The organism is Streptomyces sp. CLV115 (assembly GCF_038448545.1).
Classification (GTDB): Bacteria; Actinomycetota; Actinomycetes; order Streptomycetales; family Streptomycetaceae; genus Streptomyces; species Streptomyces sanglieri.
In genome coordinates this window covers 40395-62576 of the sequence record NZ_JBCEWQ010000011.1, presented here as the reverse complement: position 1 = coordinate 62576, position 22182 = coordinate 40395, and the positions used below count along the sequence as shown (strand labels likewise).

Sequence of the window (22182 nt, the reverse complement as noted above, 5' to 3'; positions counted from 1 at the left end):
ACCGTCCGGCGAGCGCCCTGCTCAGCTCTGGTTGAAGAAGCCGTCGGCCGACCGGCCGGCGGTTTCGCTGACCACCTGGGTGTCGGCAGGGGTCAGCAGGAAGACCCGGGTGGCCACGCGCTCGATCGAGCCGCGCAGTCCGAAGATCAGCCCGGCGGCGAAGTCCACGACACGCTTCGCGTCGGTGGGATCCATGGTCGTGAGGTTGACGATCACCGGGACGCCGTCCCGGAAGAGCTCTCCGATGGCCCGTGCGTCACGGAAGCTGTCCGGGGTGACGGTGGCGATCCGGCGGCCCGTCTCCTCGGCCGTCTCGGACGCGACCTGTACCCGGGGGTCGGTCACCCAGGCGTGGCCACCGGTCCCGGTCTGCGCGCCCTCGGCGTACTCGTCGTCGTAGTACCGCTCGTCGTTGTCCTCCACGAGGCCCAGCCAGGCACTCGCCTTGCGCACCGATCCCATGGACGCCTCCTCTCACCGCGGTTCCGTGGCGTTCCGCATCTCTTTCGTATCCCTATGGTCGTCCATGATGCGGATCGTGCGCCAAGTGGATAGTCGGCGCGCAGGGGATTCGTGACGGTACTGGCACAGAAGATGTGGCGATATGTCAGGGTTCCACCCGTATAAGGAGTCTGAAAGAAAGAAAATATGATGCCCCAGGCCGTACGGGTGACATGGGGGACGTACGGGTGAACGGGCCGCTCGATACGATGCCCCTCGCGCGGCCGCAGGGGTGCGGCGCGAAGGTGAACGACTCTCGGGGGACCGTCGTGTTCGGAATAGTCAGGCCCTGTGCCCATCGGTTGTCCGAGGGGCTCCGGACCGAGTGGATGGCCCATCTCTGCGGGCTCTGCCTCGCACTTCGCTCGGATCACGGGCAATTCGCCCGGATCGTCACGAACTATGACGGTCTGATTGTTTCCGTTCTGACGGAGGCTCAGTCCGAGCGCACCACCGGCTGGCGGCGCACGGCGGGGCCCTGCCCGCTGCGCGCCATGCGGACCGCGCCGGTCGCCCGCGGCGAGGGCGCCAGGCTGGCCGCCGCCGTCTCCCTGGTGCTGGCCTCGGCCAAGGTCCGGGACCACGTCGCCGACGGGGACGGCCTGTTGAGGCGCCGCCCGGTCGCCGCCGCCGCGCGCCGGGTCGCCGCGGGCTGGGACCGGGCCGGCGCGCGCACCGGCGCACAGCTCGGCTTCGACACGGCGCTGCTCGTGGACGCCGTCGACCGGCAGACCGGCATCGAGCTGATCGCCGGGCCCGGCACCCCGCTGCTCACCGTCACCGAACCCACCGAGACCGCCACCGCGGCCGCCTTCGCCCACACCGCGGTGCTGGCCGGCAAGCCGCAGAACGCGGCGCCGCTCGCCGAGGCCGGCCGCCTCTTCGGACGCCTGGCGCATCTGCTGGACGCCGTGGAGGACCAGGAGGCCGACGCCGCGTCGGGTGCCTGGAACCCGCTCACCGCCACCGGCACCTCGCGGGACGAGGCCCGGCGGCTGTGCGACGACGCGCTGCACGGCGTACGGCTGGCGCTGCGCGACGCGGAATTCACCGACGGCAAGCTGGCCCATGTGCTGCTGGCGCACGAACTGCGCCAGTCGGTGGACCGGGCCTTCGGCACCACGGCGTGCTCGCACCAGGCCGGCGCCGTGCTCCTGGACGGAGCTGCCGGTCCGTCAGCCGTCCGGCCCGCCGGGTCCTTCGGGCCGGTGCCGGGCAATCCGTACGCCCCGGGTCCGGGTGGCCCGGGCAGTCCGCCGCAGCCGCCGCCCGAGCCCCCGCGCGACCGGCGCGGCCTGATCATGGGCTGTTTGGTGTGGGCGGGGCTGGCCTGCACCTGCCAGATGTGCTGCGGCACGTTCGAGGACCCGTGGAGCCACCAGCGCCGCGAGGGCCTGTGCAGCCAGTGCGACTGCGGTGACTGCTGCGACGCATGTGACTGCTGCAGCAACTGCGGTGACTGCTGCGACGGGTGCGACTGCTGCGACTGCAGCTGCTGAGGACAGGGGACCGGGCGGGCGTGGGAGCCCGGACGGGCGTGGGGAACCGGGCGGGCGTGGGGGACCGGATCACTTGATCTCGGGCGGCGAGATCTGCGAGGTCGTGATCGCGGATGCGGCGATGCCCCACTTCTTCAGGATCCGGTCGTAGGTGCCGTCCGCCTTGAGGCCGTTCACAGCGGCCTGGAAGGCGGGCGCCAGCGGGGTGCCCTTCTTGAAGGCGAAGCCGACGTCGAGACGCTTGAACTCGTTGAGGAAGCGCACACCTTCCTGCTGCCCCACCGCGTACCGCAGTCCGTTGATGGTGGACATCACCACATCGCTGCGGCCCTGCTGGAGCGAGGCCCAGGTGGCGCCCTGGTCGTTGTACGTCTTCACGTCGTACGGCTCGCGGCCGGCGTCGGTGCACCGATGCCGGTTCTCCTCCAGGGTCACCTCGAAGGTGGTGCCCGCGCCCGTTGCCACGGTCAGGCCGCAGAGCTGGGTGAGATCGGTGACCTTCGTCAGCCTGCTGTCGTCACGGACCGCGAAACCCTGGCCGTCATTGATGTACGTGACGAAGTCGATCGTCCTGCGGCGCGCCTCGGTCACCCCGAAGTTCCCGGTGCCCACGTCGTACTTCCCGCTGTCCAGTGCCGGCAGGATCGCCTCGAAGGAGGCCACTTCGCGGTCCAGGCGCAGTCCGAGCTTCCGGGCGACCGCGTCCGCGAAGTCGATGTCCGTGCCGGCCAGGGTCTTCCCGTCGGCGAGGTAGGCGGAACCCGGCGGGTTGCCGACACTCGCGGCGATGGTCAGGGTCCTGGCGGCGCGGACACCGGCGGGCAGCAGCTTCGCCGCCGCCTCGTCCTTGCGCACCGAGGAGACGACATCGGTCGTCGGCACCTTCCCCTCGGCGGCCGCGGCGCCGGCCGTTGCGGTCGCCGGATCACCGGACCCGCACGCGGTGAGGGCGAGAGCGGCGACGGTGATCAGTGCGAAGGCAGCGGTGTGCCGGGTCCGGGGCATGAGGTGTGGTTCTCCAGAGTCATCGGCCGTGAGCGGTCGTGCCGATGCCGGGGCAGCACACGGCGACCCCACGGTCGGGGCGAAGGGCGGCGGAGCGAGGGGAGGGGAGAACGGTGTTGTGCACGGGGGGACACGCGGGGAAAGGTGCTCGGGCGCCGCACACGGCGCCGGGCGAAGACACGCGGAAAGGCAGGGGGTCGGCTCAACAGGAGGCGGACCACACGCGACCGAAGTCGATGTGGGAGCGCTTGACCAGCCACTGCTGCGAATGCATGGCCCCAGTGGAACAGGCATCCGGTGGTCCGTCAACCGGCCCCCGGCGCACGGCTCACAGTGTGGACGAGCTTGACAACGCGCGGCGAACAGCGATTGTCTCGGAAGCGGACCGGTGCTGAGGGGCCCGGTCCGTGTTGTGTTCCGGGCCGAAGGCACGCCCCGTGTTCGATCTCTGCATCCACGGAGCCCTCGCATGTCCGCGCAGACAGACGCCCTCCCCCAGTCTCCCCCCGCCCCACTCGCGAAGAGCGACGGAGCCGACCGGCTCCGGATCGTCCCGGTGCGCCGAACGGGCCAGTGGACAGCGGCCGTTGCCGTACTGACGCTGCTCGCCCTGGTGCTGAACTCCGTCATCCGCAACGACGCCTTCCAGTGGGATGTCGTCGCCGACTACTTCACCACCGCCGCGGTGCTGCGCGGCCTCGGCCTCACCCTCTGGCTCACGGCGCTGGTCATGGTGCTGGGTTTCGCCCTCGGCACCCTGCTGGCCGTCCTCAGACTCTCCGCCAACCGCGTTCTGCAGGCGGTCGGTTGGGGATACGTCTGGCTGTTCAGATCCACCCCGATCCTGGTCCAGCTGCTGTTCTGGTTCAACATCGGCGCGCTCTACCCGCAGATCCTCGGCGTCCGTACGGTGAACCTCCTCGGCCCCGTCACGGTCGCCGTCGTCGGACTCACCCTGCACGAGGCCGCGTACGCCGCCGAAGTCGTCCGTGGCGGCATCCTCTCCGTCGAACGCGGACAGATCGAGGCCGCCCAGTCGCTCGGCCTCGGACCCTGGCGCCGGTTCCACCGCATCGTCCTCCCGCAGGCGATGCGCTCCATCGTCCCGCCCGCCGGGAACATGCTGATCGGCACCCTGAAGGGCACCTCGATCGTCAGCGTCATCGCCGTGCAGGACCTGTTGTACTCCGTGCAGCTCGTGTACCACCGCACCTATCAGGTCATCCCGCTGCTGCTGGTCGCCACCATCTGGTACGCCGTGGTCACCTCACTGCTGAGCATCGGCCAGCACTACGTCGAGCGGCACTACGCACGCGGCACGGCGGGTGCCCGGTGAGCGGGACGCCGACGCTCGTGGTCATAGGAGCCGGCCCCCGCGGCACCGGCCTGATCGAGCGCATCGCCGCCAACGCCCCCGCCCTGTACGGGGACCGCCCGCTGACCATCCACCTCGTCGATCCGTACCCGCCCGGCGGCGGGCGGATCTGGCGGCACGACCAGTCGCCGCTGCTCTGGATGAACTCCATGGCCGAGGACGTCACGATGTTCACCGACGACACCGTCCGCCAGGAGGGGCCGACCCGCCCGGGGCCCGCGCTGCACACCTGGGCGGCCGGCGTCCGGGACGGCCGGTTCGACCTCCCGGACGGGGCCGGCACCGACCCCGGACTCCTCGGCGAGATCAAGGCGCTGGAGGGTACCGACTTCCCCAGCAGACGGCTGCAGAGCGTCTATCTGCGCTGGGTGTACGAGCAGGCCGTGGCCGCCCTCCCGGAAAACATCACCGTGCACTGGCACCGGGGCAGCGCCCTGCGGGTCACCGGCCCGCGCGAAGGCCGCCAGCAGGTCTGGCTGGCGGGGCGCGGCACACCGCTGCCCGCCGATGCCGTCGCCGTCACCATCGGCCACCTCGAAGCCGAACCGGAGCCGGAACACCTCCGGCTGGCCGACTTCGCCGACCGGCACGGACTCCTCCACCTGCCACCGGACTTCACCGCCGACACCGACCTGACCGCGGTGCCCGCGGGCGAACCGGTCGTCGTGCGGGGCTTCGGGCTCGCCTTCGTCGACCTGATGGTGCTGCTCACCGAGGGCCGCGGCGGACGGTACGAGGACGGCGAGTACGTGCCGTCCGGCCGGGAGCCCGTGCTCCACGTCGGATCGCGCCGGGGCGTCCCGTACCACTCCAAGATCGGCTACACCTGGGACGGCGAGCGGCCACCGCTGCCGCGCTTCCTCGGCCCGGAGCGGACCGGGGCGCTGCTCGCGGCGGACCGGCCGGTCGACTTCCGGCGCGATGTGTGGCCACATGTCGACAAGGAGCTCGGCCACGCCCACTACCACCGCCTCTTCACCGCCCACCCCGGGCGCACCACCGGCGACTGGGCGGACTTCGAGGCGAAGTACGCCGCCGCCGACCCGGCAGGGCCCGAACTGGCCGCCCTGGTCGCCGCCGCCGTCCCCGACCCCGCGGACCGGCTCGACCTCGAAGCGCTCGACCACCCCCTGGACGGAGTGCGCCACCCCTCGTTCGACGCACTCCAGGACGGGCTGCGCGGCTACATCACCGCCGATCTGGAACGCCGCCACGACCCCGGTCACAGCCCGGACCTCGCCGTCTTCCTCGGACTGCTCTCCGTCTACGGGCAGTTGATCCGGCTCGGCGACCTCGGCGACCTCGGCGGCTGGTGGCACGGCTTCTTCAGCCATCTCGCCTCCGGCCCGCCCGGGCCCAGGCTGCACCAGCTCCTCGCGCTCTCCCGGGCCGGTGTCGTCCGCTTCCTCGGCGCCGGAATGACCGTCGAGACCGACGAACGGCGGGGCCTCTTCCTCGCGGGCAGCGCCACCGTGCCGGGGCAGCGGACAGCGGCCCGCACCCTGATCGAGGCCCGGCTGCCGGACCCCACGCTGGAGCGCACCCGCAGCCCGCTGCTCCGGGAGCTGTACGAGGACGGGGCCGCCGCCACCGCCACCGGGCTGCTCTCGGTGGCCCCCGACAGCGGACGGATCCTGGGCCGCGACGGCCGGCCACACCCACGCCGCTTCGCACTCGGCCCGTTCACCACCGCCCGCGCCGGCGGGGCGTTCACCCGGCCGCGCACCGGCGGACCGGCCTTCCGGCAGAACGACGCCACCGCCCGTACGGCACTCACCCTCCTGCGGGACCTCCCCCGTACCGCGGGCTGACCGCGACCTCGCGCACGGCCCCGCCCCGCCCTCGTACACCGCGGCCCAAGGACCCCTCATGTCCCTCACCAGTGATCACCCCATCGACAAAGCGACCGGACCGCGCCCCATCGCTCCCGACGACGACCACCACACACTCACCCGGGTCCGGGCCGTCCGCGGACACGTCGGCGGGGTCGCGCCGCCGCCGATGGCCGCGACGGTCGGACACGTCCCTTTGAGCACCGCGCTCCGCGTCCCCCGGCACCACGTCGGACGTCACCGCGCCAAGGGAGCCACACGATGAGCACCACCACCCAAACCACCGACGCCATGGTCGAGATCCGCTCCGTGCACAAGAGCTTCGGCAGCCTCGAAGTGCTGCGCGGCATCGACCTGTCCGTACGCACCGGAGAGGTCACCGTCGTCCTCGGCCCGTCCGGCTCCGGCAAGTCCACACTGCTGCGCACCATCAACCACCTGGAGAAGGTCGACCACGGCTGGATCAGCGTCGACGGCACCCCGGTCGGCTACCGCAGGGACGGCGACAAGCTGTACGAGCTGCCCGAGCGCGAGGTGCTGCGCCGGCGCACCCGGATCGGCTTCGTCTTCCAGAACTTCAACCTCTTCCCGCACCTGACCGTGCTGGAGAACCTCGTCGAGGCCCCGGTCGCCGCCCTCGGCCGGCCGAGGAAGCAAGCCGTCGCCGCCGCGGAGAAGCTGCTCGCCCGGGTCGGGCTCGCCGACCGGTCGACGGCCTACCCCGGGCAGCTCTCCGGCGGACAGCAGCAGCGGGTGGCCATCGCCCGGGCGCTGGCCCTGGAGCCGAAACTGCTGCTCTTCGACGAGCCGACCTCGGCGCTCGACCCCGAACTGGTCGGCGAGGTACTCGACGTCATCAAGGACCTGGCACTCCAGGGCACCACCATGATCGTCGTCACGCACGAGATCGGCTTCGCCCGCGAGGTCGCCGACACCGTCGTCTTCATGGACGAGGGACGGATCGTCGAGCAGGGCGCCCCCGGCGACGTACTCGACCGTCCGGCCCACGAGCGCACCCGCGCCTTCCTGTCCAAGGTCCTGTGATCCCGCCCCGTCCGAGCCCGGCCCGCCCGGCCCGCCCGGGAGCCGAGGTCCCGCGCGATCCCCGAGAGAACACCTGAGAAGCCCTGGAGAGGTACCACCATGTCTGCAACCGCCCCCCTTCACCTGGCCGCCGAGATCGGCGGCCCGCCGCGCTACGACCCCGGGCACTACACCGGCCTCGCCCGGCTCGCCGAGCACGGCGCCCTGGACTTCGTCACGCTCGGCGACTCCTTCGCCAGACCCGGCCCCGACGCGCTCGCGGTGCTCTCCCGGGTCGCGCCCGCCACCGGCCGGATCGGCCTGGTGCCCACCGTCACCACCACCCACACCGAGCCGTTCCACGTGGCGTCCGCCGTGGCCACCCTGGACTGGGTGAGCCGCGGCCGGGCGGGCTGGTACGTCGATGTGTCGACCACCGGGGCCGAGGCCCGGCTGTTCGGCCGGCGCCCGGCGGCGCCCGCCGACGAGCTGTGGCGCGAGGCCGGTGACAGCGCCGAGGTGAGTGCCCGGCTGTGGGACAGCTGGGAGGACGACGCCGAGATCAGGGACGTCGCCACCGGCCGCTTCGTCGACCGGGACAAGCTGCACTACATCGACTTCGAGGGCGCCGCCTTCTCCGTCCGGGGCCCGGCCATCGTGCCCCGGCCCCCGCAGGGGCATCCGGTCACCGTCGTCGACGGGACGAGCGGACCGGCCCGGGACACCGCCGCCCGCCACGCGGACGTCGTGCTGGTCCGGGCCACCACCCCCGAGCAGGCCGCCGGGGCCCGTACCGATCTGCGCCGGCGCGCCGCGGCGTACGGACGCGACCCCGGCGCGCTCCGGGTCCTGGTCGCGCTCACCGTCGACCTCGGCGACGCCGAGACCGCCCCGGAACCGGGACTGGAGAGCGGGCCACCGCTCGCCGCGGGCGGCTCGTACTACCGGGGCGGCCCGGTCGACCTCGCCGAACTGATCACCCGGTGGCACCGCGGCGGCGCGGCGGACGGCTTCCACCTCACGCCCATCAGCCCCGGGCGCGACCTCGAACGGATCGTCAACGGCACCGTGGCGCTGCTCCAGCACCGCAGCCTGTTCCGCACCTTCCATCCCGGCGGAACCCTCCGCGAGCACCTGGGGCTGGCCCGCCCCGCCAACCGGTACGCCCTCGAAGGAGGACGGGCATGAGCACCGCGACGAGGCAGATGCATCTTGCCGCCCACTTCCCGGGCGTCAACAACACCACGGTCTGGGCGGACCCGCGCGCCGGGAGCCAGATCGACTTCTCCTCCTTCGAGCATCTCGCCCGCACCGCGGAGCGCGGCAGGTTCGACTTCTTCTTCCTCGCCGAGGGGCTGAGACTGCGCGAGCACAACGGCCGCATCCACGACCTGGACGTGCTCGGCCGCCCCGAATCCCTCACCGTGCTGGCCGCGCTGGCGGCCGTCACCGACCGGCTCGGCCTCGCCGCCACCGTCAACGCCACCTTCAACGAGCCGTACGAGCTGGCCCGCCGCCTGGCCACCCTCGACCATCTCAGCGAGGGCCGGGCGGCCTGGAACGTGGTCACCTCCTTCGACGCCTTCACCGGGGAGAACTTCCGGCGCGGCGGCTACCTCGACCGGGCCGACCGGTACACCAGGGCCGCCGAGTTCGTCGCCACCGCCCGCGAACTGTGGGACACCTGGACCCCCGACGGCACCCCGCGCCCGTTCGCGCACCGGGGGCAGCACTTCGCCATCGAGGGCGAGTTCACCGTCCCGCGCTCCCCGCAGGGCCATCCGGTCGTCATCCAGGCCGGTGACTCCCCGGACGGACGCGAGTTCGCCGCGTCCACCGCCGACATCGTCTTCACCCGGCACGGCACCCTGGAGTCGGGCCGTGCCTTCTACGCCGACGTCAAGGCGCGGCTGGCGAAGTACGGGCGGGAACCCGACGAGCTGAAGATCATGCCCGGGGTCACCTTCGTACTCGGCGACAGCGACGCCGAGGCCCAGGAGCGGGCGGCCGGGATCCGCCGCCGGCAGGTCTCCCCGCAGAACGCGCTGCTGGCCCTGGAACAGGTGTGGGGCCGCGACCTGTCCGCCTACGACCCCGACGGGCCGCTGCCGGACATCGATCCGGACCCCGGCTCGTCGCTGGTCCAGGGCCGGGTCGGACACGGTGACCCCCTTGCCGTCGCGGCGCGCTGGCGGGCGCTGTCCGAGGAGAAGGGGCTGTCCATCCGGCAGACCGTCATCGAGACGACCGGCCGGCAGTCCTTCATCGGCAGCCCCCGGACGGTCGCGGAGCAGCTCACCGCGTTCGTCGTCGCCGACGCCGCCGACGGGTTCATCCTCGTACCGCATCTCACCCCCGGCGGTCTGGACGACTTCGTCGACCGGGTCGTCCCGCTCCTCCAGGAGCGCGGCGTGTTCCGATCCGAATACGGCGGTCCCACACTGCGTTCGCATCTCGGGCTCGCCGAGCCGGTATGGAAGGGTTGACCGCATGAGCACGGACGCACAGCAGCCGCACGGATCCGAGCAGGCGGCACAGGACTGGAAGCACTGGCACGAGGAGCGGACCGCCACGGTCGCCGGACCCTACGGACCGCTCTCCCTCACCAGCACCCACTGGCTCTCCGACCACCCGGAGGGCCGCATCCCCGGAGTACCCGGGCAATGGCGGGAGGACGGCGACGAGCTGGTGCTCAGCGCCTCGGCCGCGGACGGGCTGACCGTCGACGGCGAGCCCTTCACCGGTCAGGTCCGCCTCACCGCCGACCGGGGCCCGATCGACAGGTCCCGGGTCGCGCACGGTGAGCGGCATCTGGTCGTGCTGAGCCGCGAAGGGCTCTGGGCGGTACGGGACTTCGACCCGGACTCCCCGGCACGGCGGGCCTTCCGGGCCATCGACGCCACCCCGTACGACGCCCGCTGGGCGCTGCCGGGAACCTTCCGCCCCTACGGCAGCGCCCGCACGGTCCGGGTCGAGAACGCCGACGGGGTCGAGCGCGGCCTCGGCCTCGCCGGTGAGATCGCCTTCGAGATCGACGGTACGGAGCACACGCTGCACGTCGCGGTCGAGCCCGACGGCTCGCTCTGGGCGGTCTTCGCCGACGCCACCAGCGGGAGCAGCAGCTACCGCTTCCGGTTCCTGCGGCCCGCGGCACCCGCCGAGGACGGCAGCGTGACGGTCGACCTCAACCGCGCGCTGCTGCCGCCCTGCGCCTTCGCGGACCACTTCATCTGCCCCTTCCCGCCGCCCGGCAACACCCTTTCCGTCGCAGTTGAGGCGGGGGAGCGCAACCGCGTCGACGGCTGACATGGCGTCATTTCTTTCGGAGCGACGGCCCCGGCAGCGTCCCAGCTGCCGGGGCCGTCGCCGTGCGGCCGCGGCAAGTTCGGGCCAGAGGGCCCTCTTGCGCCGGAAGTTGACGCCTTGAATACTCCCGAGCAGCGCTTGTCAGGAGCACGGCATGTCCGCGGAGCGGGCTCACGGCCGTGCGAACGACTGCGCCTCACGGGTCCGACCACCCCACAGGCGGACCCCCGACTTCCCCTCGGGAGGAATGAAAAGTGAGGATCAAGCGCACCACCCCCCTCAGCGGTACCGCGAGACGCACCAGGGCCGTCGCCATCGCCGCAGGCCTCGTCGCCGTCGCAGCTCTCGCCGTCCCCGCCGCCCAGGCCGACACCAACACCACCTTCAGCGCCGCGCAGCTCTCCGCCGCGAGCGACGCCGTGCTCGGCGCCGACGTGGCGGGCACCGCGTGGAACGTCGACCCGGTGAGCAAGAAGCTCGTGGTCACCGTCGACCGCACGGTCTCGAAAGCCGAGATCGAACAGATCAAGCAGTCCGCCGGGGTCAACGCCGGCGCCCTGAAGATCGAGCGCACCACCGGGAAGATCAGCAAGCTGCTCTCCGGCGGCGACGCGATCTACGCCCCCGGCTGGCGCTGCTCCCTCGGCTTCAACGTCCGCAGCGGCAGCACCTACTACTTCCTGACCGCCGGTCACTGCACCGACGGCAACCCGCCCTGGTACACCAACTCGTCGAACTCGACCAGCATCGGCCCGACGGTCGGCTCCAGCTTCCCGACCAACGACTACGGCCTGGTCCGGTACGACAACGCCTCGGTCTCCCACGAGGGCACCGTCGGCAGCGTCGACATCACCAGCGCTGCCAACGCCACCGTCGGCATGTCCGTCACCCGGCGCGGCTCCACCACCGGCACCCACAGCGGCTCGGTCACGGGTCTCAACGCCACGGTCAACTACGGCGGCGGGGACATCGTCTACGGCATGATCAAGACCAATGTCTGCGCGGAGCCCGGCGACTCCGGCGGCCCGCTCTACTCCGGTTCCAAGGCGATCGGCCTCACCTCCGGCGGCAGCGGCGACTGCTCCTCGGGCGGCACGACGTACTTCCAGCCGGTCACCGAGGCGCTCAGCGCGTACGGGGTCAGCGTCTACTGACACCCCCGCACCCCCGGTCCGGTGCTCGAACACCCTGCCGACCGAGAAGGAGCCCCTGCCCGAATGCCGGGCGGGGGCTCCCGCTCACCCCGCGGCTTTTGAGAGGATGTGGGGCAGGTCGGTCACGCAGGAGCAACGGGGGCGGGTGCTGAGCCAGCCGGAGGGCGACCTCCGCGAACCCCCGGCAGACACCTCAGGGGGTTCCAGGTCCGTGAAACGCATCGGAGTGACCGGTCATCGCACCATCCCGCAGGAGGCCCACGCCCATGTGCTGTCGGGGTTACGGGCGGCGCTCTGCGGCCTCGAAGGCTCCCTGGAGGCCCTCTCCAGCCTGGCGGTGGGGGCGGACCAGATCTTCGCCGACCTCGCGCTGTCCTGCGGCGCCGACCTCACGGTGGTGATCCCGAGCGGCGACTACGAGTCCTGCTTCGAGGACGCCGCCGAACTCGCCCGCTACCGGGCCCTCAAGGACCGGGCGGCCCGCGAGGTCCGGCTCGGCTACCCGCACTCCACCGACGAGGCGTACTACGCGGCCGGCGCCTACATCGCCGACCACTGCGACCGGCTGCTCGCGGTGTGGGACGGCAGGCCGGCCCGCGGCCTGGGCGGCACGGGCGACATCGTGACGTACGCCCGCAGCCTGGGCCGCCCGGTCACGGTGATCTGGCGCGAGGGCGTCGAGCGGGGCTGACCGCGGACGCGGCCGTCCCGCGGCACTGGCGCCACGTCACATCAGGTGGCCGGGTACGTCGGTACGTCGGTACGCCGGGTCGACGGGCTCTTCCCGGCGGCCGAGTCGCCCATGTGACTTCGCTTCGGGTGGTCACCCCGGCGGAACACCCCGGGATTTCGTTCCTGCCCGTTCGCGATCACCGGACAGGGACCGGTGATCGTCGAACTCCCCAGGGGACAAAGGCACTTCGACGACCGGCTCGACGTGCGGAACCGCTCGGAGAAAGGCCGTACCCCGCTCACTGGGATGCGATTGCCTGCCCCGGCGGGCTTGCTCCGGTTCGGAATCACGTGGCTGACAGGGGGTTCGCTCCGTCCGGCCCGGGAGGTGGCGGTGCGAAGGAGGAAGCGTGATCCCGAATCGCATGCCGGTCGCACGCGTCCGGGCTCGCGGACCCCGAGCAGGCGCGCCACCCGTCAATCCCGGGGCGTGGGGGCGGGAAATCAGGCACCCCATTCCGCATTACGTATTCCGCGCTCCCCGTTTCTCAATTGCCCGCGCGGGCAATTTCGGCACGTCTGCGCGCCGGAAAGGAATCGGAATGGGCGTTCAGATCCGCGACGGCCTGTGATGCGGGCCGGCGCACCGCCCCGTCCCGCATCACGGACGGCACGTCACATCTGGTGCCGGGCCAGCCAGTCGGTGTGCTGCGGGGACACGATGCGCTCGGTCTCGAACACCGCGCCCGGCCACTGGCGCTCGGTCAGTGTGGTCTCCATCGCCACCTGCATCGCCTCCAGGTCCTCCTCCACCAGCGAGTGGGCCGAGATCAGCGGGTGGTGGCGGCGCATCTCGCTCCATGCCAGACACGAGGCCGCCGCGGCCGACAGCACCCCTGTCAGGGCGAAGGACTGGGTGACGGAGAACGTCCGCAGCAGGGCGAGGACCAGCGCGAACGCGGTCAGCGTGGCGATGGTGGTCGACCAGACCAGGGTGGCGCGCCGGGACACCTCCTGGCGCCTGCGGTACCAACTTCTCTGCTCGATGAGGCGGTCCCGCACGTACGTCTCCTTGCGTACGGTGAACGCCTTGTCCCGTAACGCGCGCATCGATTCGGTGATCAGCCCGCCCGAATCGGCCGTCAGATCGCGGGGGTCGGCCCATCCCACCTTGCGAAGTTCCTGAAGGCCCTCTTCGAGGCGGTTCGCGAACACCGCCTCCGGGTGCTGGGTACCGGTGTCGAAAGGTGATCCGTGCACCGAGTAACGCCAGCACATCGACTTGATGAACTCTGCCGCCGAGCGGTTCAGTTGCCAATGCGACTTTGCTTTGCGGCGGGCGGAGAGGTACGTCGTGATCAGGACACCCAGGTAGGCCAACACGCTGACCGCATCGGCGAGTTGAAACGAGTCACCCAGCTCTGCGTGCCAGGGCACCGCGGCCGGCACGGCCCCCGTGACCAGGAGAATCAGTTGGACGCGGGTGGTGTTCACCGCCTCCCGCTGCCTCGCGATGGCGATCTCGTCGGTGTGGTGGAAGAGCGCCGGAAGGTCGGCGTTCCTGAAGACCATGCTCTGGAGCGGCCCGGGAAGCGCCGTCATGTTCACTCCCGTCTGCGGTTATGTCGTCACCTCAATGGCGGAATCGATGGTTCCGTTCGATTCGGGACGGCCTTGTGTGACGCTCTTGTTCCAAGTGGTCGTCCTCAGTTGCCATTCGAGGTCATGAGAGTAAAGTCGTGCCGCCGGACACTGCAATGGTGCAGATACTGTTGCTGCATTCCTGTCCGGAACCATTCCATCGGAACAAATCCCCTCAAGGACGGCCGTGAACACCTCTGAATCCTCTGTCTCCTTCGCTGTTGCGAAGAAGGGCCGTGTGCCGCTCGCCCAGATCGACGTCCGCGGCAGTGCCGCTGCCCGGAAGCTCGCTCGCGTGCACGCCGTGTCGGACGGTCGCCCCACCCAGGCATCGACCTTCAACTCGGCACTCTGAAAACAACCCGCCGAACGCCTCGTGAACCGAAGCTCCGAGCACCCCTTCGGGCTGGCTAGACTGGTGGAATGACAGGACCCCTGGTCCCTTTCCGCGAAGTCGTTCTCAAGGTTCACAGCAGGTGCGATCTTGCCTGTGACCATTGCTATGTCTATGAACATGCAGATCAGAGCTGGCGAACCCGGCCCAGGACAATCTCTGATGATGTCATCTTCCGGACTGCTCAACGCTTGGCCGAGCATGCCAAGGCACATGCACTGCCCTCCGTGTCAGTGATCCTGCACGGAGGGGAGCCTCTACTGGCGGGGCCCGCCCGATTGCGGCGAGTCTGCGAAGTGCTCACCTCCGCCTTCGACGGCGTCGCGGAACTCGACCTCCGTATCCATACCAACGGACTCCAGCTCAGTCCGCGGTATCTCGACATCTTCGACGAGTTCGGCGTCAGGGTCGGCATCTCCCTCGACGGCGACCGGGCCGCCAACGACCGGCACCGCCGCTACGCGGACGGACGCAGCAGTCACCCCCTGGTCCTCAAGGCCGTCGAACTGCTCCGGCAGGAGCGCTACCGCCACCTCGATCTCGGGCTCCTGTGCACTGTCGACATCGAGAACGATCCGATCGCGGTCCTCGACGCGCTCACCGAGCTCGATCCGCCGCTCATCGACTTCCTGCTCCCGCACGCCACCTGGGACGACCCGCCGCCCCGCCCGGACGGTTCGCCCACCGCCTACGCCGACTGGCTCCTCGCGGTCTTCGACCGCTGGCAGGAGCAGGGGCGCCCGGTGCCGGTGCGGCTCTTCTCCTCGGTGCTGTCGACACTGAGCGGCGGCCCCAGCCTCACCGAGTCGCTGGGGCTCGCCCCGACCGACCTCGTCGTCGTCGAGACCGACGGCCAGCTTGAGCAGGTCGACTCGCTCAAGAGTGCCTACGAGGGCGCCGCGGCCACCGGCTTCGACGTCTTCACCCACACCTTGGACGAGGTGGCGGCCCACCCCGGGGTGCAGGCCCGTCAGCTCGGTCTGGCCGGTGTCAGCGAGGCCTGCCGCCGCTGTCCCGTCGTGCGCTCGTGCGGTGGCGGCCTCTACACCCACCGGTACCGCTCCACCGGGCCGTCCGGCGAGTTCGACAACCCCTCCGTGTACTGCGAGGACCTGGCCGCCCTGGTGCGCGGCATCGAGGCACGCACGGCCGCGTCCCTCGTCGCGCCCGAGCTGACCGATCCGGCCGAACTGGCGGCCTCCCAGCGAGACCTCACCCGAATGCTGCTGGCCCGGCTGAACGCCGACGTCGAGGAGCGGAGCGACGAGCGATGGACCCGGGCCTGGGAGCTGGCCGCCGCCGTCGAGGCCTCCGAGGAGGGGGCCCGCGGCCTGGACGAGGTGCTGTCCCACCCGTACACCCGCACCTGGCTGCTCCGCGCCCTGGAGGCGCTACGCGAAGGGTCGGTGCGCGACGCGCTGCGGCTGCCCGTGTATCTCGTGGCCGCCGCCGTACGGGCCGGCCTCGACCTCCGGGCGGAAGTGGGCTACACGGACGGCAGGCTGGTCCTGCCGGGCCTCGGCGAGTTGCGGATCGGGGGATCGGGGGAGCGCGGCACGGCGCGGGTGCGTGTCGTCGAGGGCGGCCTCCTGGTCCGGCGGGACGAGGGGGATCCGGCCGAACGGCGGATCACGCTGTCGCCGGCCGCCGGTCCCGGCTGGCGTCCGGTGCGCCGGCTGGTGGTGCCCGGTGGGGCGTCCGGCCCGGCGCTCGATCTGGTGCTCGACGACCTCGACCCGTACCGCGACTGCTTCGCCGTGCCGGCCGCGGCCGCGCTCGACGACCGCGCCGCCGCGGACCTGTCGGGCAGGATCGGCGACGCCTGGGCGCTGATCGGGGAGAAGGCGCCGCTGCGCGCCGCGGAGGCGGCCGGACGCCTCACCACCCTCACACCGCTCACCGGCCTCGCTCCCGCCGAACCCGCCGTGGGCCGGCACGGCCGCGGCGCGCTGGGCATCGCCGCGGACGGCAGTGCCGAGGAACTGGCGCTCGCACTGCTGCGCGGATCGCGGCGGGCCGAATTGCAGGCGCTGGCCGATGTCACGGATCTTTACGCGGCGGACGGCTCCTGGGAACATCGGATTCCTTGGAAGGAAGAACCAGTTCCGTTTTCCCGGTTGCTGGCCGAAACCTATGAGCGGATGGCGTTGGGCGCATTCGAGCCGCGCTGTCTGGAGGGCGTACCGCAGGCCCTCGACACGCTGGAGGGGGCCGCCGAGCTGACGGTGAGTGGAAAGCGGCTGCTGGATCTGATGCGAAAAGAGATCTGAGGCTCGAATTCCGGTTCGGACGGGGCGTCGGTGCACACGGGACAACTGGGAGGAACAGCCGCAGACCGAATTCGATCAAGGAAATGTTCGGCCGGACCCGGGAACGTATGACTGAAAACCGGCGTTGAATGACCGAACGCCATGGGGGTGGAGCAACGTCCGCTCCGGAATGATGAATTCGCTCGCATTCACTTCAGTCCCCGGATGCGGGTGCTCACACAGGACGGGGGTCGTGTGCACGCAACAACGCAGCAGCGAGCGGCGGACCATCGGCCGTACTTCTTCTTGAGTTATGCCCATACACCGGGCTACGGCCGAGGAACGGACCCCGATATGTGGGTCGAACGCCTCTTCAAGGATCTCTGTGACCACGTGCTGGCCATGACGGATCTGCCCGCGGGCGCGCCCGCGGGGTTCATCGACCGCGAGATACGCTCCGGCGAGGGCTGGTCCGAACGGCTCGGTGAGGTGCTCGCCACCTGCCGGGTGTTCGTTCCGCTGTTCTCGCCGCGCTACTTCGCGAGCGAGATGTGCGGCAAGGAGTGGTACGCCTTCGCCCAGCGCGCCATCCACCACCGGGCCCGCTCCAACCAGCGGGCCGAGGCGATCGTCCCGGCCCTCTGGGTGCCGGTACCCCCGAGCCAGCTCCCCGGCCCCGCCGAGCGACTGCAGTTCAACCACCGTGATTTCGGGGACCGTTACGTCAGTGACGGGCTCTACGGGCTCATCAAACTCCGGCTCTTCGCCGAGGAGTACGAGCGCGCGGTGTACGAACTGGCCAAGCGCATCGTCAATGTCGCCGACACCATAAGGATCGGCACCGGCCGCCCCGTCGACTACCGGCTGGCGCCCAGCGCCTTCGGCCCGCCCAACAGCTCGGTGGGCGGTCCCCGTCCCATGCAGGTCACCATCGCCGCCGCCACCCGGCACGACCTGCCCGCAGGTCGCAACCCCGACTACTACGGCGACAGTCCGCAGGACTGGAACCCCTACCACCCGGCCGCAGCGCGTCCCCTGGCCTACGTCGCCGAGGACCTGGTGCGCTCCCTCAACTACCAGGCGACCATCTCCTCCTTCGACGAGGAGACCGGGCACGGGGAAGGCAAACAGCCGCCCAGCAGGCCGGAGATCCTGCTCGTGGACCGCTGGGCCCTGCAGGACGAGGACCGGTGCCGTCGGCTCGCCGCCTTCGACGCCGAGAACCGCCCGTGGGTGACGATGATCGTGCCGTGGAACCGGGAGGACCACGAGAGCATGGCGGCCGAGGCAGAACTGACCGAGAAGCTCGAACAGACCATGCCGACCAAGATGCGCCAGGGACGGGCCTACTGCCGGGCCGCCGCCAAGGGCGTCCCCAGCATGGAGGCCTTCGGGCAGCTCCTGCCGCAGGTCGTCGAGGTGGCGGCCCAGCAGTACCTGAGACACGCGGCGGTGTACCCACCGGCCACCGGCGGCGGACACACCGAACGGACACGGTTGTTGGGGCCGATGGCACAGACGAACCACACCCCCGAGACACACGACCCTGCGACGGATGCGGAGGACACGGATGACGGCCAGTCGTGACGGGCGCATCGTCACCTTCTACTCGTACAAGGGCGGCACCGGGCGCACCATGGCCCTGGCCAACACAGCCTGGATACTCGCCGCCAACGGAAAACGGGTACTGGCCGTCGACTGGGACCTGGAGGCGCCGGGGCTCCACCGCTTCTTCCACCCGTTCCTCGACCCGTCGACACTCGGTGCCACCACCGGCGTCATCGACCTGATCACCGAGTACGCGTGGGCCGCCACCAGCCCCGTCCAGCGCGCCGACGACTGGCACCGCGACTACGCCCGGATCCAGCCGCACGCCGTCTCCCTCACTCCCGAGGCGCTCGGCTGGGAGTTCCCGCAGGGCGGCACGCTCGACTTCGTCTCCGCCGGGCGGCAGAACCGCGAGTACTCCGCGACCGTCTCCACCTTCGACTGGGACAACTTCTACGACCGGCTCGGCGGCGGGCACTTCTTCGACGCCCTGCGCGACGACATGAAGGCCAACTACGACTACGTCCTCATCGACAGCCGGACCGGCCTCAGCGACATCGCCGACATCTGCACGGTCCACCTCCCCGACGTCCTCGTCGACTGCTTCACACTCAGCGACCAGTCCATCGACGGCGCCGCCTCCGTCGCCCGGCAGATCTCCGAGCGCTACACCGGCCGCCCCATCTCCATCTTCCCCGTCCCGATGCGCATCGACGAGGGCGAGAAGGAGAAGGCGGACGCCGGACGGGCGCTGGCCCGGCTGAAGTTCGACCGGCTGCCGCGCGACCTGTCCGGTGACGAACTCACCGCCTACTGGGGCGCGGTGGAGATCCCCTACCGCCCCTACTACGCGTACGAGGAGACCCTCGCCACCTTCGGCGACGAGGCCGGCCTCACCAACTCGCTGCTCTCCGCCTTCGAACGCCTCACCTCCGTCATCACCGACCAGCAGATCACCTCGATGCCACCGGTCGGCGAAGAGGTACGGCTGCGCATCCGGGACGCGTTCACCCGGCGCAGGCCCGCGCTGCCGGCCGATCTCTTCCTCAGCTATGTGGCGGAGAACCGGATGTGGGCCGACTGGATCGAGTCCGTGCTCACCCGGGCCGGGTTCCGCGTCGTGCCGCGCGACGTGTCCGCCCAGCGGGAGTCCGCGGAAGCGGCGCCCACCGAGAACGCCGCCCGTACCGTGGTGCTGCTCTCCAGCGCCTACCTCAAGTCCCAGCGCGCGGTGAACCTCTGGGACCGGGCCGTCGCGGAGGACCCCGGCGGCGGCCGGCGCCATCTGCTGCCGCTCAGGGTCGGTGACGTACGGCTCTCCGCGCCCTACATCGACCGCAACCCCGTCGACCTCTTCCGGCTCGACGAGGTGCACGCCACCGCAGCCCTGCTGCGCGCCCTGGACCGGCCCGTACAGCTCACCGACGCGGTCTCGCCCGGACCGCGCTTCCCCGGCACCGTCCCCAGGATCTGGAACGCCCCGCCCCGCAACCCCGGCTTCACCGGCCGCTCCCTGGTCCTGGAACGGATGCGCGACCAGCTCGGCGGCGGCATGGCCGTGGTGCTGCCGCAGCCGCAGACCCTGTACGGACTCGGCGGCGTCGGCAAGACCCAGGTGGCCCTGGAGTACGTGCACCGCTTCATGGCCGACTACGACCTGGTCTGGTGGATATCTTCCGAGCAGACCGACGACGTGGTGGCCGCGCTCGCCGAGCTGGCGGTCCGGCTCGGCGCCCAGGGCGGCGACGACATGGCGGCCGCCTCCCAGGAGGCCGTGGACCTGCTGCGGCGGGGCGTGCCCTCGGACCGCTGGCTGCTGGTCTTCGACAACGCCGACGACCCCGAACGGCTGCGGCGCTACTTCCCGCAGGGCGGCTCGGGCCACATCCTGGTCACCTCGCGGAACCAGGCGTGGTCCCAGCACGGTGACGCGCTGCCGGTCGACGTCTTCCTGCGTGAGGAGTCCATCGAGCACCTCCAGCGCCGGGCCCCCGGGCTGAGCGACGAGGACGCCGCCCAGGTGGCCACCGCCGTAGGTGACCTGCCGCTGGCCGTCGAGCAGGCGGCGGCCTGGATCGCGGAGACCGCCACCCCGATCGACACCTACCTCGAACAGCTGGCCCAGCAGGCCCCCGAGGTCCTGGCGCTCAACCAGCCGGCCGGATACCCGGAGCCGGTCGCCGCGACCTGGAACATCTCCATCCAGCGGCTCAAGGAGCGCTCGCCCGCCGCGGTGCGGCTGCTCCAGCTCTGCGCCTTCTTCGCACCCGAGCCCATCTCGGGGAACCTCCTGTACAGCAAGGAGATGATCGAGGCGCTGAAGCCGTACGACGCCTCGCTCCAGGAGAAGCTGGTGCTGGGCCGGGTCATCCGGGAGATCGGCCGGTTCGCCCTCGCCAAGGTCGACCAGGTGTCCAACTCCATCCAGGTGCACCGGCTCGTCCAGGCGGTCATCCGGGCACAGCTGACCGAGGAGGAGCAGCGGGACGCCCGGCACGCCGTCCACCGCATCCTGGCGGGCGCCCGGCCCGACGACGACGAACCGATCGACAACCCTTCGACCTGGCCGCAGTTCGCCACCATCTGGCCGCACCTCGGCCCGTCCGACGCCCGCAACTGCAAGGAGCCCGAGGCCCGCAGGCTCCTGATCGACCGGGTCCGCTACCTCTGGAAGCGCGGCGACTTCCGCACCGCCACCACGCTCTGCGAGGAGCTCCGCGAGATCTGGCGCCAGACGCTGGGGGAGCGGGACATCCAGTACCTCTACCTCTGCTTCCACCTCTCCAACATCTACCGATCGCGCGGCCGTTACGTGGAGGCCAGGGAGCTCGACGAGATCACCCTGGAGACACAGCGGGAGGTGCTGGGCGCGGAGCACCCGCACACGTACATGAGCACCAGCAGCCTGGCGACCGACCTCGGCACGCTCGGGGAGTACACCAGGGCGATCGAGCTGGCGACCGAGGCCACCGACGGGTTCAACCAGATCTTCCACGAATCGCATCCGAGGACGCTGGCGGCGGCCAACAACCTGGCGTTCACCCTGCGGTCGATCGGGCAGTACGCCAAGGCCCGCGAGATCGACCAGGACGTCTTCGACCGGCGCGTCGAGGTGCTCGGCGCGGAACATCCCTACAGCCTCTCCTCCGCCATGAACCTGGCCCGTGACCTGCGGGACGTCGGGCGGTACGAGGACTCGGTCGGCATCCTCAGCCGTACGTACGACAGTTACAAGGCCACGCTCGGCCGGGCCTTCCCGGGCACGCTGAGCGCGGCGAAGAGCCTCGCGGTGTCGCTGCGCCGCGCGGGCAGACTGGAGGACGCCCGCCGGCTGACGGTGGCCACCCGCGCCAGGTACCGGGCCAAGTACACCTCCGCCAACCCGGAGTCGCTGGCCTGCGATCTGAATCTGGCGGCCGACCTGTTCGCGGCCGGCGAGGCGACCGAGGCCAGGGACACCGCACAGGAGGTCGTCGACCAGTACATGAAGGTGCCGGGCGAGAAACACCCGTACACCCTCGCCGCGCTGAACAATCTGGGTGTCTACCAGTCGGGGAGCGGTGCGCCCGAGGAGTCGGTGCGGGTGCTGACCAGAGCGGTCGCCGCGATGCGGGAGGTGTACGGGCCGGAGCACCCCAACACCCTGTTCTGCGTGATGAACCTGGCGAACGCGACGGCTGAGCGGGGCGACCTCGATCTGGTGCTGGAGACCGAGGAGAAGGTGTCCGGGCAGCTCAGGAGGGTACTGGGGGCGCATCACCCGGAGACCCTGGCCATGACGTCGAACATGGCGGTCACGCTCGACGCGATGGGGCGCAAGGACGAGGCGCTGCGGCTGAGGTCCGAGACGGTCGAGGAGCTGGCCCGTCAGCTCGGCGACGACCATCCGATGACCCGGATCGCCCGGGACGACGACCGGTTCGAACGCGAACTGGAACCGACGGCGGTGTGAGCCCCGGGAGCGCCCGGCTCTCGCCGGACGC

Annotated in this window: 17 protein-coding genes; 14 read left to right on the top strand and 3 right to left on the bottom strand. The window is 70.9% G+C overall.

The genetic code is table 11. The annotated features are described in order from the left end of the window. Window positions 1-21: 21 nt before the first annotated feature. On the bottom strand, window positions 22-462 hold the full coding sequence (locus tag AADR41_RS06590; RefSeq protein ID WP_342280417.1) for a cell division protein SepF: 441 nt from the start codon (window positions 460-462) through the stop codon (window positions 22-24). A 308-nt stretch (window positions 463-770) separates the two neighbouring features. Between AADR41_RS06590 and AADR41_RS06585 the strand changes: the two genes are divergently transcribed. Further along, complete coding sequence (locus tag AADR41_RS06585) at window positions 771-2000, top strand: DUF5685 family protein (RefSeq protein WP_342280416.1); 1230 nt, start codon at window positions 771-773, stop codon at window positions 1998-2000. A gap of 69 nt (window positions 2001-2069) precedes the next feature. Here AADR41_RS06585 and AADR41_RS06580 read toward each other — a convergent pair whose 3' ends face one another. Continuing rightward, on the bottom strand, window positions 2070-3005 hold the full coding sequence (locus AADR41_RS06580; protein ID WP_342280415.1) for an ABC transporter substrate-binding protein: 936 nt from the start codon (window positions 3003-3005) through the stop codon (window positions 2070-2072). A gap of 469 nt (window positions 3006-3474) precedes the next feature. On the opposite strand from AADR41_RS06580, the gene AADR41_RS06575 reads away from it, so the two are divergent. From AADR41_RS06575 to AADR41_RS06535, 9 genes are all read left to right on the top strand, one after another. After that, window positions 3475-4341, top strand: a complete 867-nt coding sequence (locus tag AADR41_RS06575; RefSeq protein ID WP_342280414.1) for an amino acid ABC transporter permease — start codon at window positions 3475-3477, stop codon at window positions 4339-4341. Next, window positions 4338-6191 (top strand): FAD/NAD(P)-binding protein, encoded by a 1854-nt coding sequence (locus AADR41_RS06570; RefSeq protein WP_342280413.1) that lies wholly within the window; start codon window positions 4338-4340, stop codon window positions 6189-6191. The genes AADR41_RS06575 and AADR41_RS06570 overlap by 4 nt, the downstream gene beginning before the upstream one ends. Before the next feature lie 58 nt (window positions 6192-6249). Then, window positions 6250-6477 carry a hypothetical protein gene (locus AADR41_RS06565; protein ID WP_342280412.1) on the top strand — a complete coding sequence of 76 codons (228 nt, stop codon included), beginning with the start codon at window positions 6250-6252 and terminating at the stop codon, window positions 6475-6477. Window positions 6478-6503: 26 nt separating this feature from the next. Continuing rightward, the gene (locus tag AADR41_RS06560) at window positions 6504-7256 is read left to right on the top strand and encodes an amino acid ABC transporter ATP-binding protein (protein WP_342280462.1); all 753 of its coding nucleotides are present in this window, start codon (window positions 6504-6506) and stop codon (window positions 7254-7256) included. Between the two features lie 99 nt (window positions 7257-7355). Further along, window positions 7356-8423 (top strand): LLM class flavin-dependent oxidoreductase, encoded by a 1068-nt coding sequence (locus AADR41_RS06555; protein WP_342280411.1) that lies wholly within the window; start codon window positions 7356-7358, stop codon window positions 8421-8423. A 17-nt stretch (window positions 8424-8440) separates the two neighbouring features. Further along, the gene (locus AADR41_RS06550; RefSeq protein ID WP_342280461.1) at window positions 8441-9721 is read left to right on the top strand and encodes an NtaA/DmoA family FMN-dependent monooxygenase; all 1281 of its coding nucleotides are present in this window, start codon (window positions 8441-8443) and stop codon (window positions 9719-9721) included. A gap of 4 nt (window positions 9722-9725) precedes the next feature. Beyond that, entirely contained in the window at window positions 9726-10541 is an 816-nt protein-coding gene (locus tag AADR41_RS06545) for a DUF1684 domain-containing protein (RefSeq protein WP_342280410.1), read from the top strand. A 254-nt stretch (window positions 10542-10795) separates the two neighbouring features. After that, window positions 10796-11695: a S1 family peptidase gene (locus AADR41_RS06540; protein ID WP_342280409.1), complete on the top strand. Its 900-nt coding sequence runs from the start codon at window positions 10796-10798 to the stop codon at window positions 11693-11695. Between the two features lie 211 nt (window positions 11696-11906). Continuing rightward, on the top strand, window positions 11907-12386 hold the full coding sequence (locus AADR41_RS06535) for a hypothetical protein (RefSeq protein ID WP_342280408.1): 480 nt from the start codon (window positions 11907-11909) through the stop codon (window positions 12384-12386). Window positions 12387-13042: 656 nt separating this feature from the next. On the opposite strand, the gene AADR41_RS06530 is transcribed toward AADR41_RS06535, so the two are convergent. Continuing rightward, the gene (locus AADR41_RS06530) at window positions 13043-13969 is read right to left on the bottom strand and encodes a DUF4231 domain-containing protein (RefSeq protein WP_342280407.1); all 927 of its coding nucleotides are present in this window, start codon (window positions 13967-13969) and stop codon (window positions 13043-13045) included. Window positions 13970-14195: 226 nt separating this feature from the next. On the opposite strand from AADR41_RS06530, the gene fxsA reads away from it, so the two are divergent. The 4 genes from fxsA (at window position 14196) to fxsT (ending at window position 22151) form a co-directional block, all read left to right on the top strand. Next, window positions 14196-14363, top strand: a complete 168-nt coding sequence (gene fxsA, locus AADR41_RS06525) for an FxSxx-COOH cyclophane-containing RiPP peptide (protein ID WP_342280406.1) — start codon at window positions 14196-14198, stop codon at window positions 14361-14363. 68 nt (window positions 14364-14431) lie between these two features. Beyond that, window positions 14432-16672, top strand: coding sequence for a radical SAM/SPASM protein FxsBH, inactivated beta-hydroxylase extension form (fxsBH, locus tag AADR41_RS06520; RefSeq protein ID WP_342280405.1), 2241 nt, complete (start codon window positions 14432-14434; stop codon window positions 16670-16672). 204 nt (window positions 16673-16876) lie between these two features. Continuing rightward, on the top strand, window positions 16877-18238 hold the full coding sequence (gene fsxC, locus AADR41_RS06515) for an FxsC protein (RefSeq protein WP_266916895.1): 1362 nt from the start codon (window positions 16877-16879) through the stop codon (window positions 18236-18238). Further along, window positions 18222-22151, top strand: a complete 3930-nt coding sequence (fxsT, locus tag AADR41_RS06510; RefSeq protein WP_342280404.1) for an FxSxx-COOH system tetratricopeptide repeat protein — start codon at window positions 18222-18224, stop codon at window positions 22149-22151. Before fsxC ends, fxsT begins: the two co-directional genes overlap by 17 nt. Window positions 22152-22182: the final 31 nt, after the last annotated feature.

Excerpts from the sequence above, each read along its gene's own strand:
- AADR41_RS06590 (WP_342280417.1), bottom strand. The coding sequence starts at position 462 with ATGGGATCGGTGCGCAAGGCGAGTGCCTGGCTGGGCCTCGTGGAGGAC.
- AADR41_RS06580 (WP_342280415.1), bottom strand. The coding sequence starts at position 3,005 with ATGCCCCGGACCCGGCACACCGCTGCCTTCGCACTGATCACCGTCGCC.
- AADR41_RS06575 (WP_342280414.1), top strand. The coding sequence starts at position 3,475 with ATGTCCGCGCAGACAGACGCCCTCCCCCAGTCTCCCCCCGCCCCACTC.
- AADR41_RS06565 (WP_342280412.1), top strand. The coding sequence starts at position 6,250 with ATGTCCCTCACCAGTGATCACCCCATCGACAAAGCGACCGGACCGCGC.
- AADR41_RS06560 (WP_342280462.1), top strand. The coding sequence starts at position 6,504 with ATGGTCGAGATCCGCTCCGTGCACAAGAGCTTCGGCAGCCTCGAAGTG.
- AADR41_RS06555 (WP_342280411.1), top strand. The coding sequence starts at position 7,356 with ATGTCTGCAACCGCCCCCCTTCACCTGGCCGCCGAGATCGGCGGCCCG.
- AADR41_RS06550 (WP_342280461.1), top strand. The coding sequence starts at position 8,441 with ATGCATCTTGCCGCCCACTTCCCGGGCGTCAACAACACCACGGTCTGG.
- AADR41_RS06545 (WP_342280410.1), top strand. The coding sequence starts at position 9,726 with ATGAGCACGGACGCACAGCAGCCGCACGGATCCGAGCAGGCGGCACAG.
- AADR41_RS06530 (WP_342280407.1), bottom strand. The coding sequence starts at position 13,969 with ATGACGGCGCTTCCCGGGCCGCTCCAGAGCATGGTCTTCAGGAACGCC.
- fxsBH (WP_342280405.1), top strand. The coding sequence starts at position 14,432 with ATGACAGGACCCCTGGTCCCTTTCCGCGAAGTCGTTCTCAAGGTTCAC.
- fsxC (WP_266916895.1), top strand. The coding sequence starts at position 16,877 with ATGCGGGTGCTCACACAGGACGGGGGTCGTGTGCACGCAACAACGCAG.
- fxsT (WP_342280404.1), top strand. The coding sequence starts at position 18,222 with ATGACGGCCAGTCGTGACGGGCGCATCGTCACCTTCTACTCGTACAAG.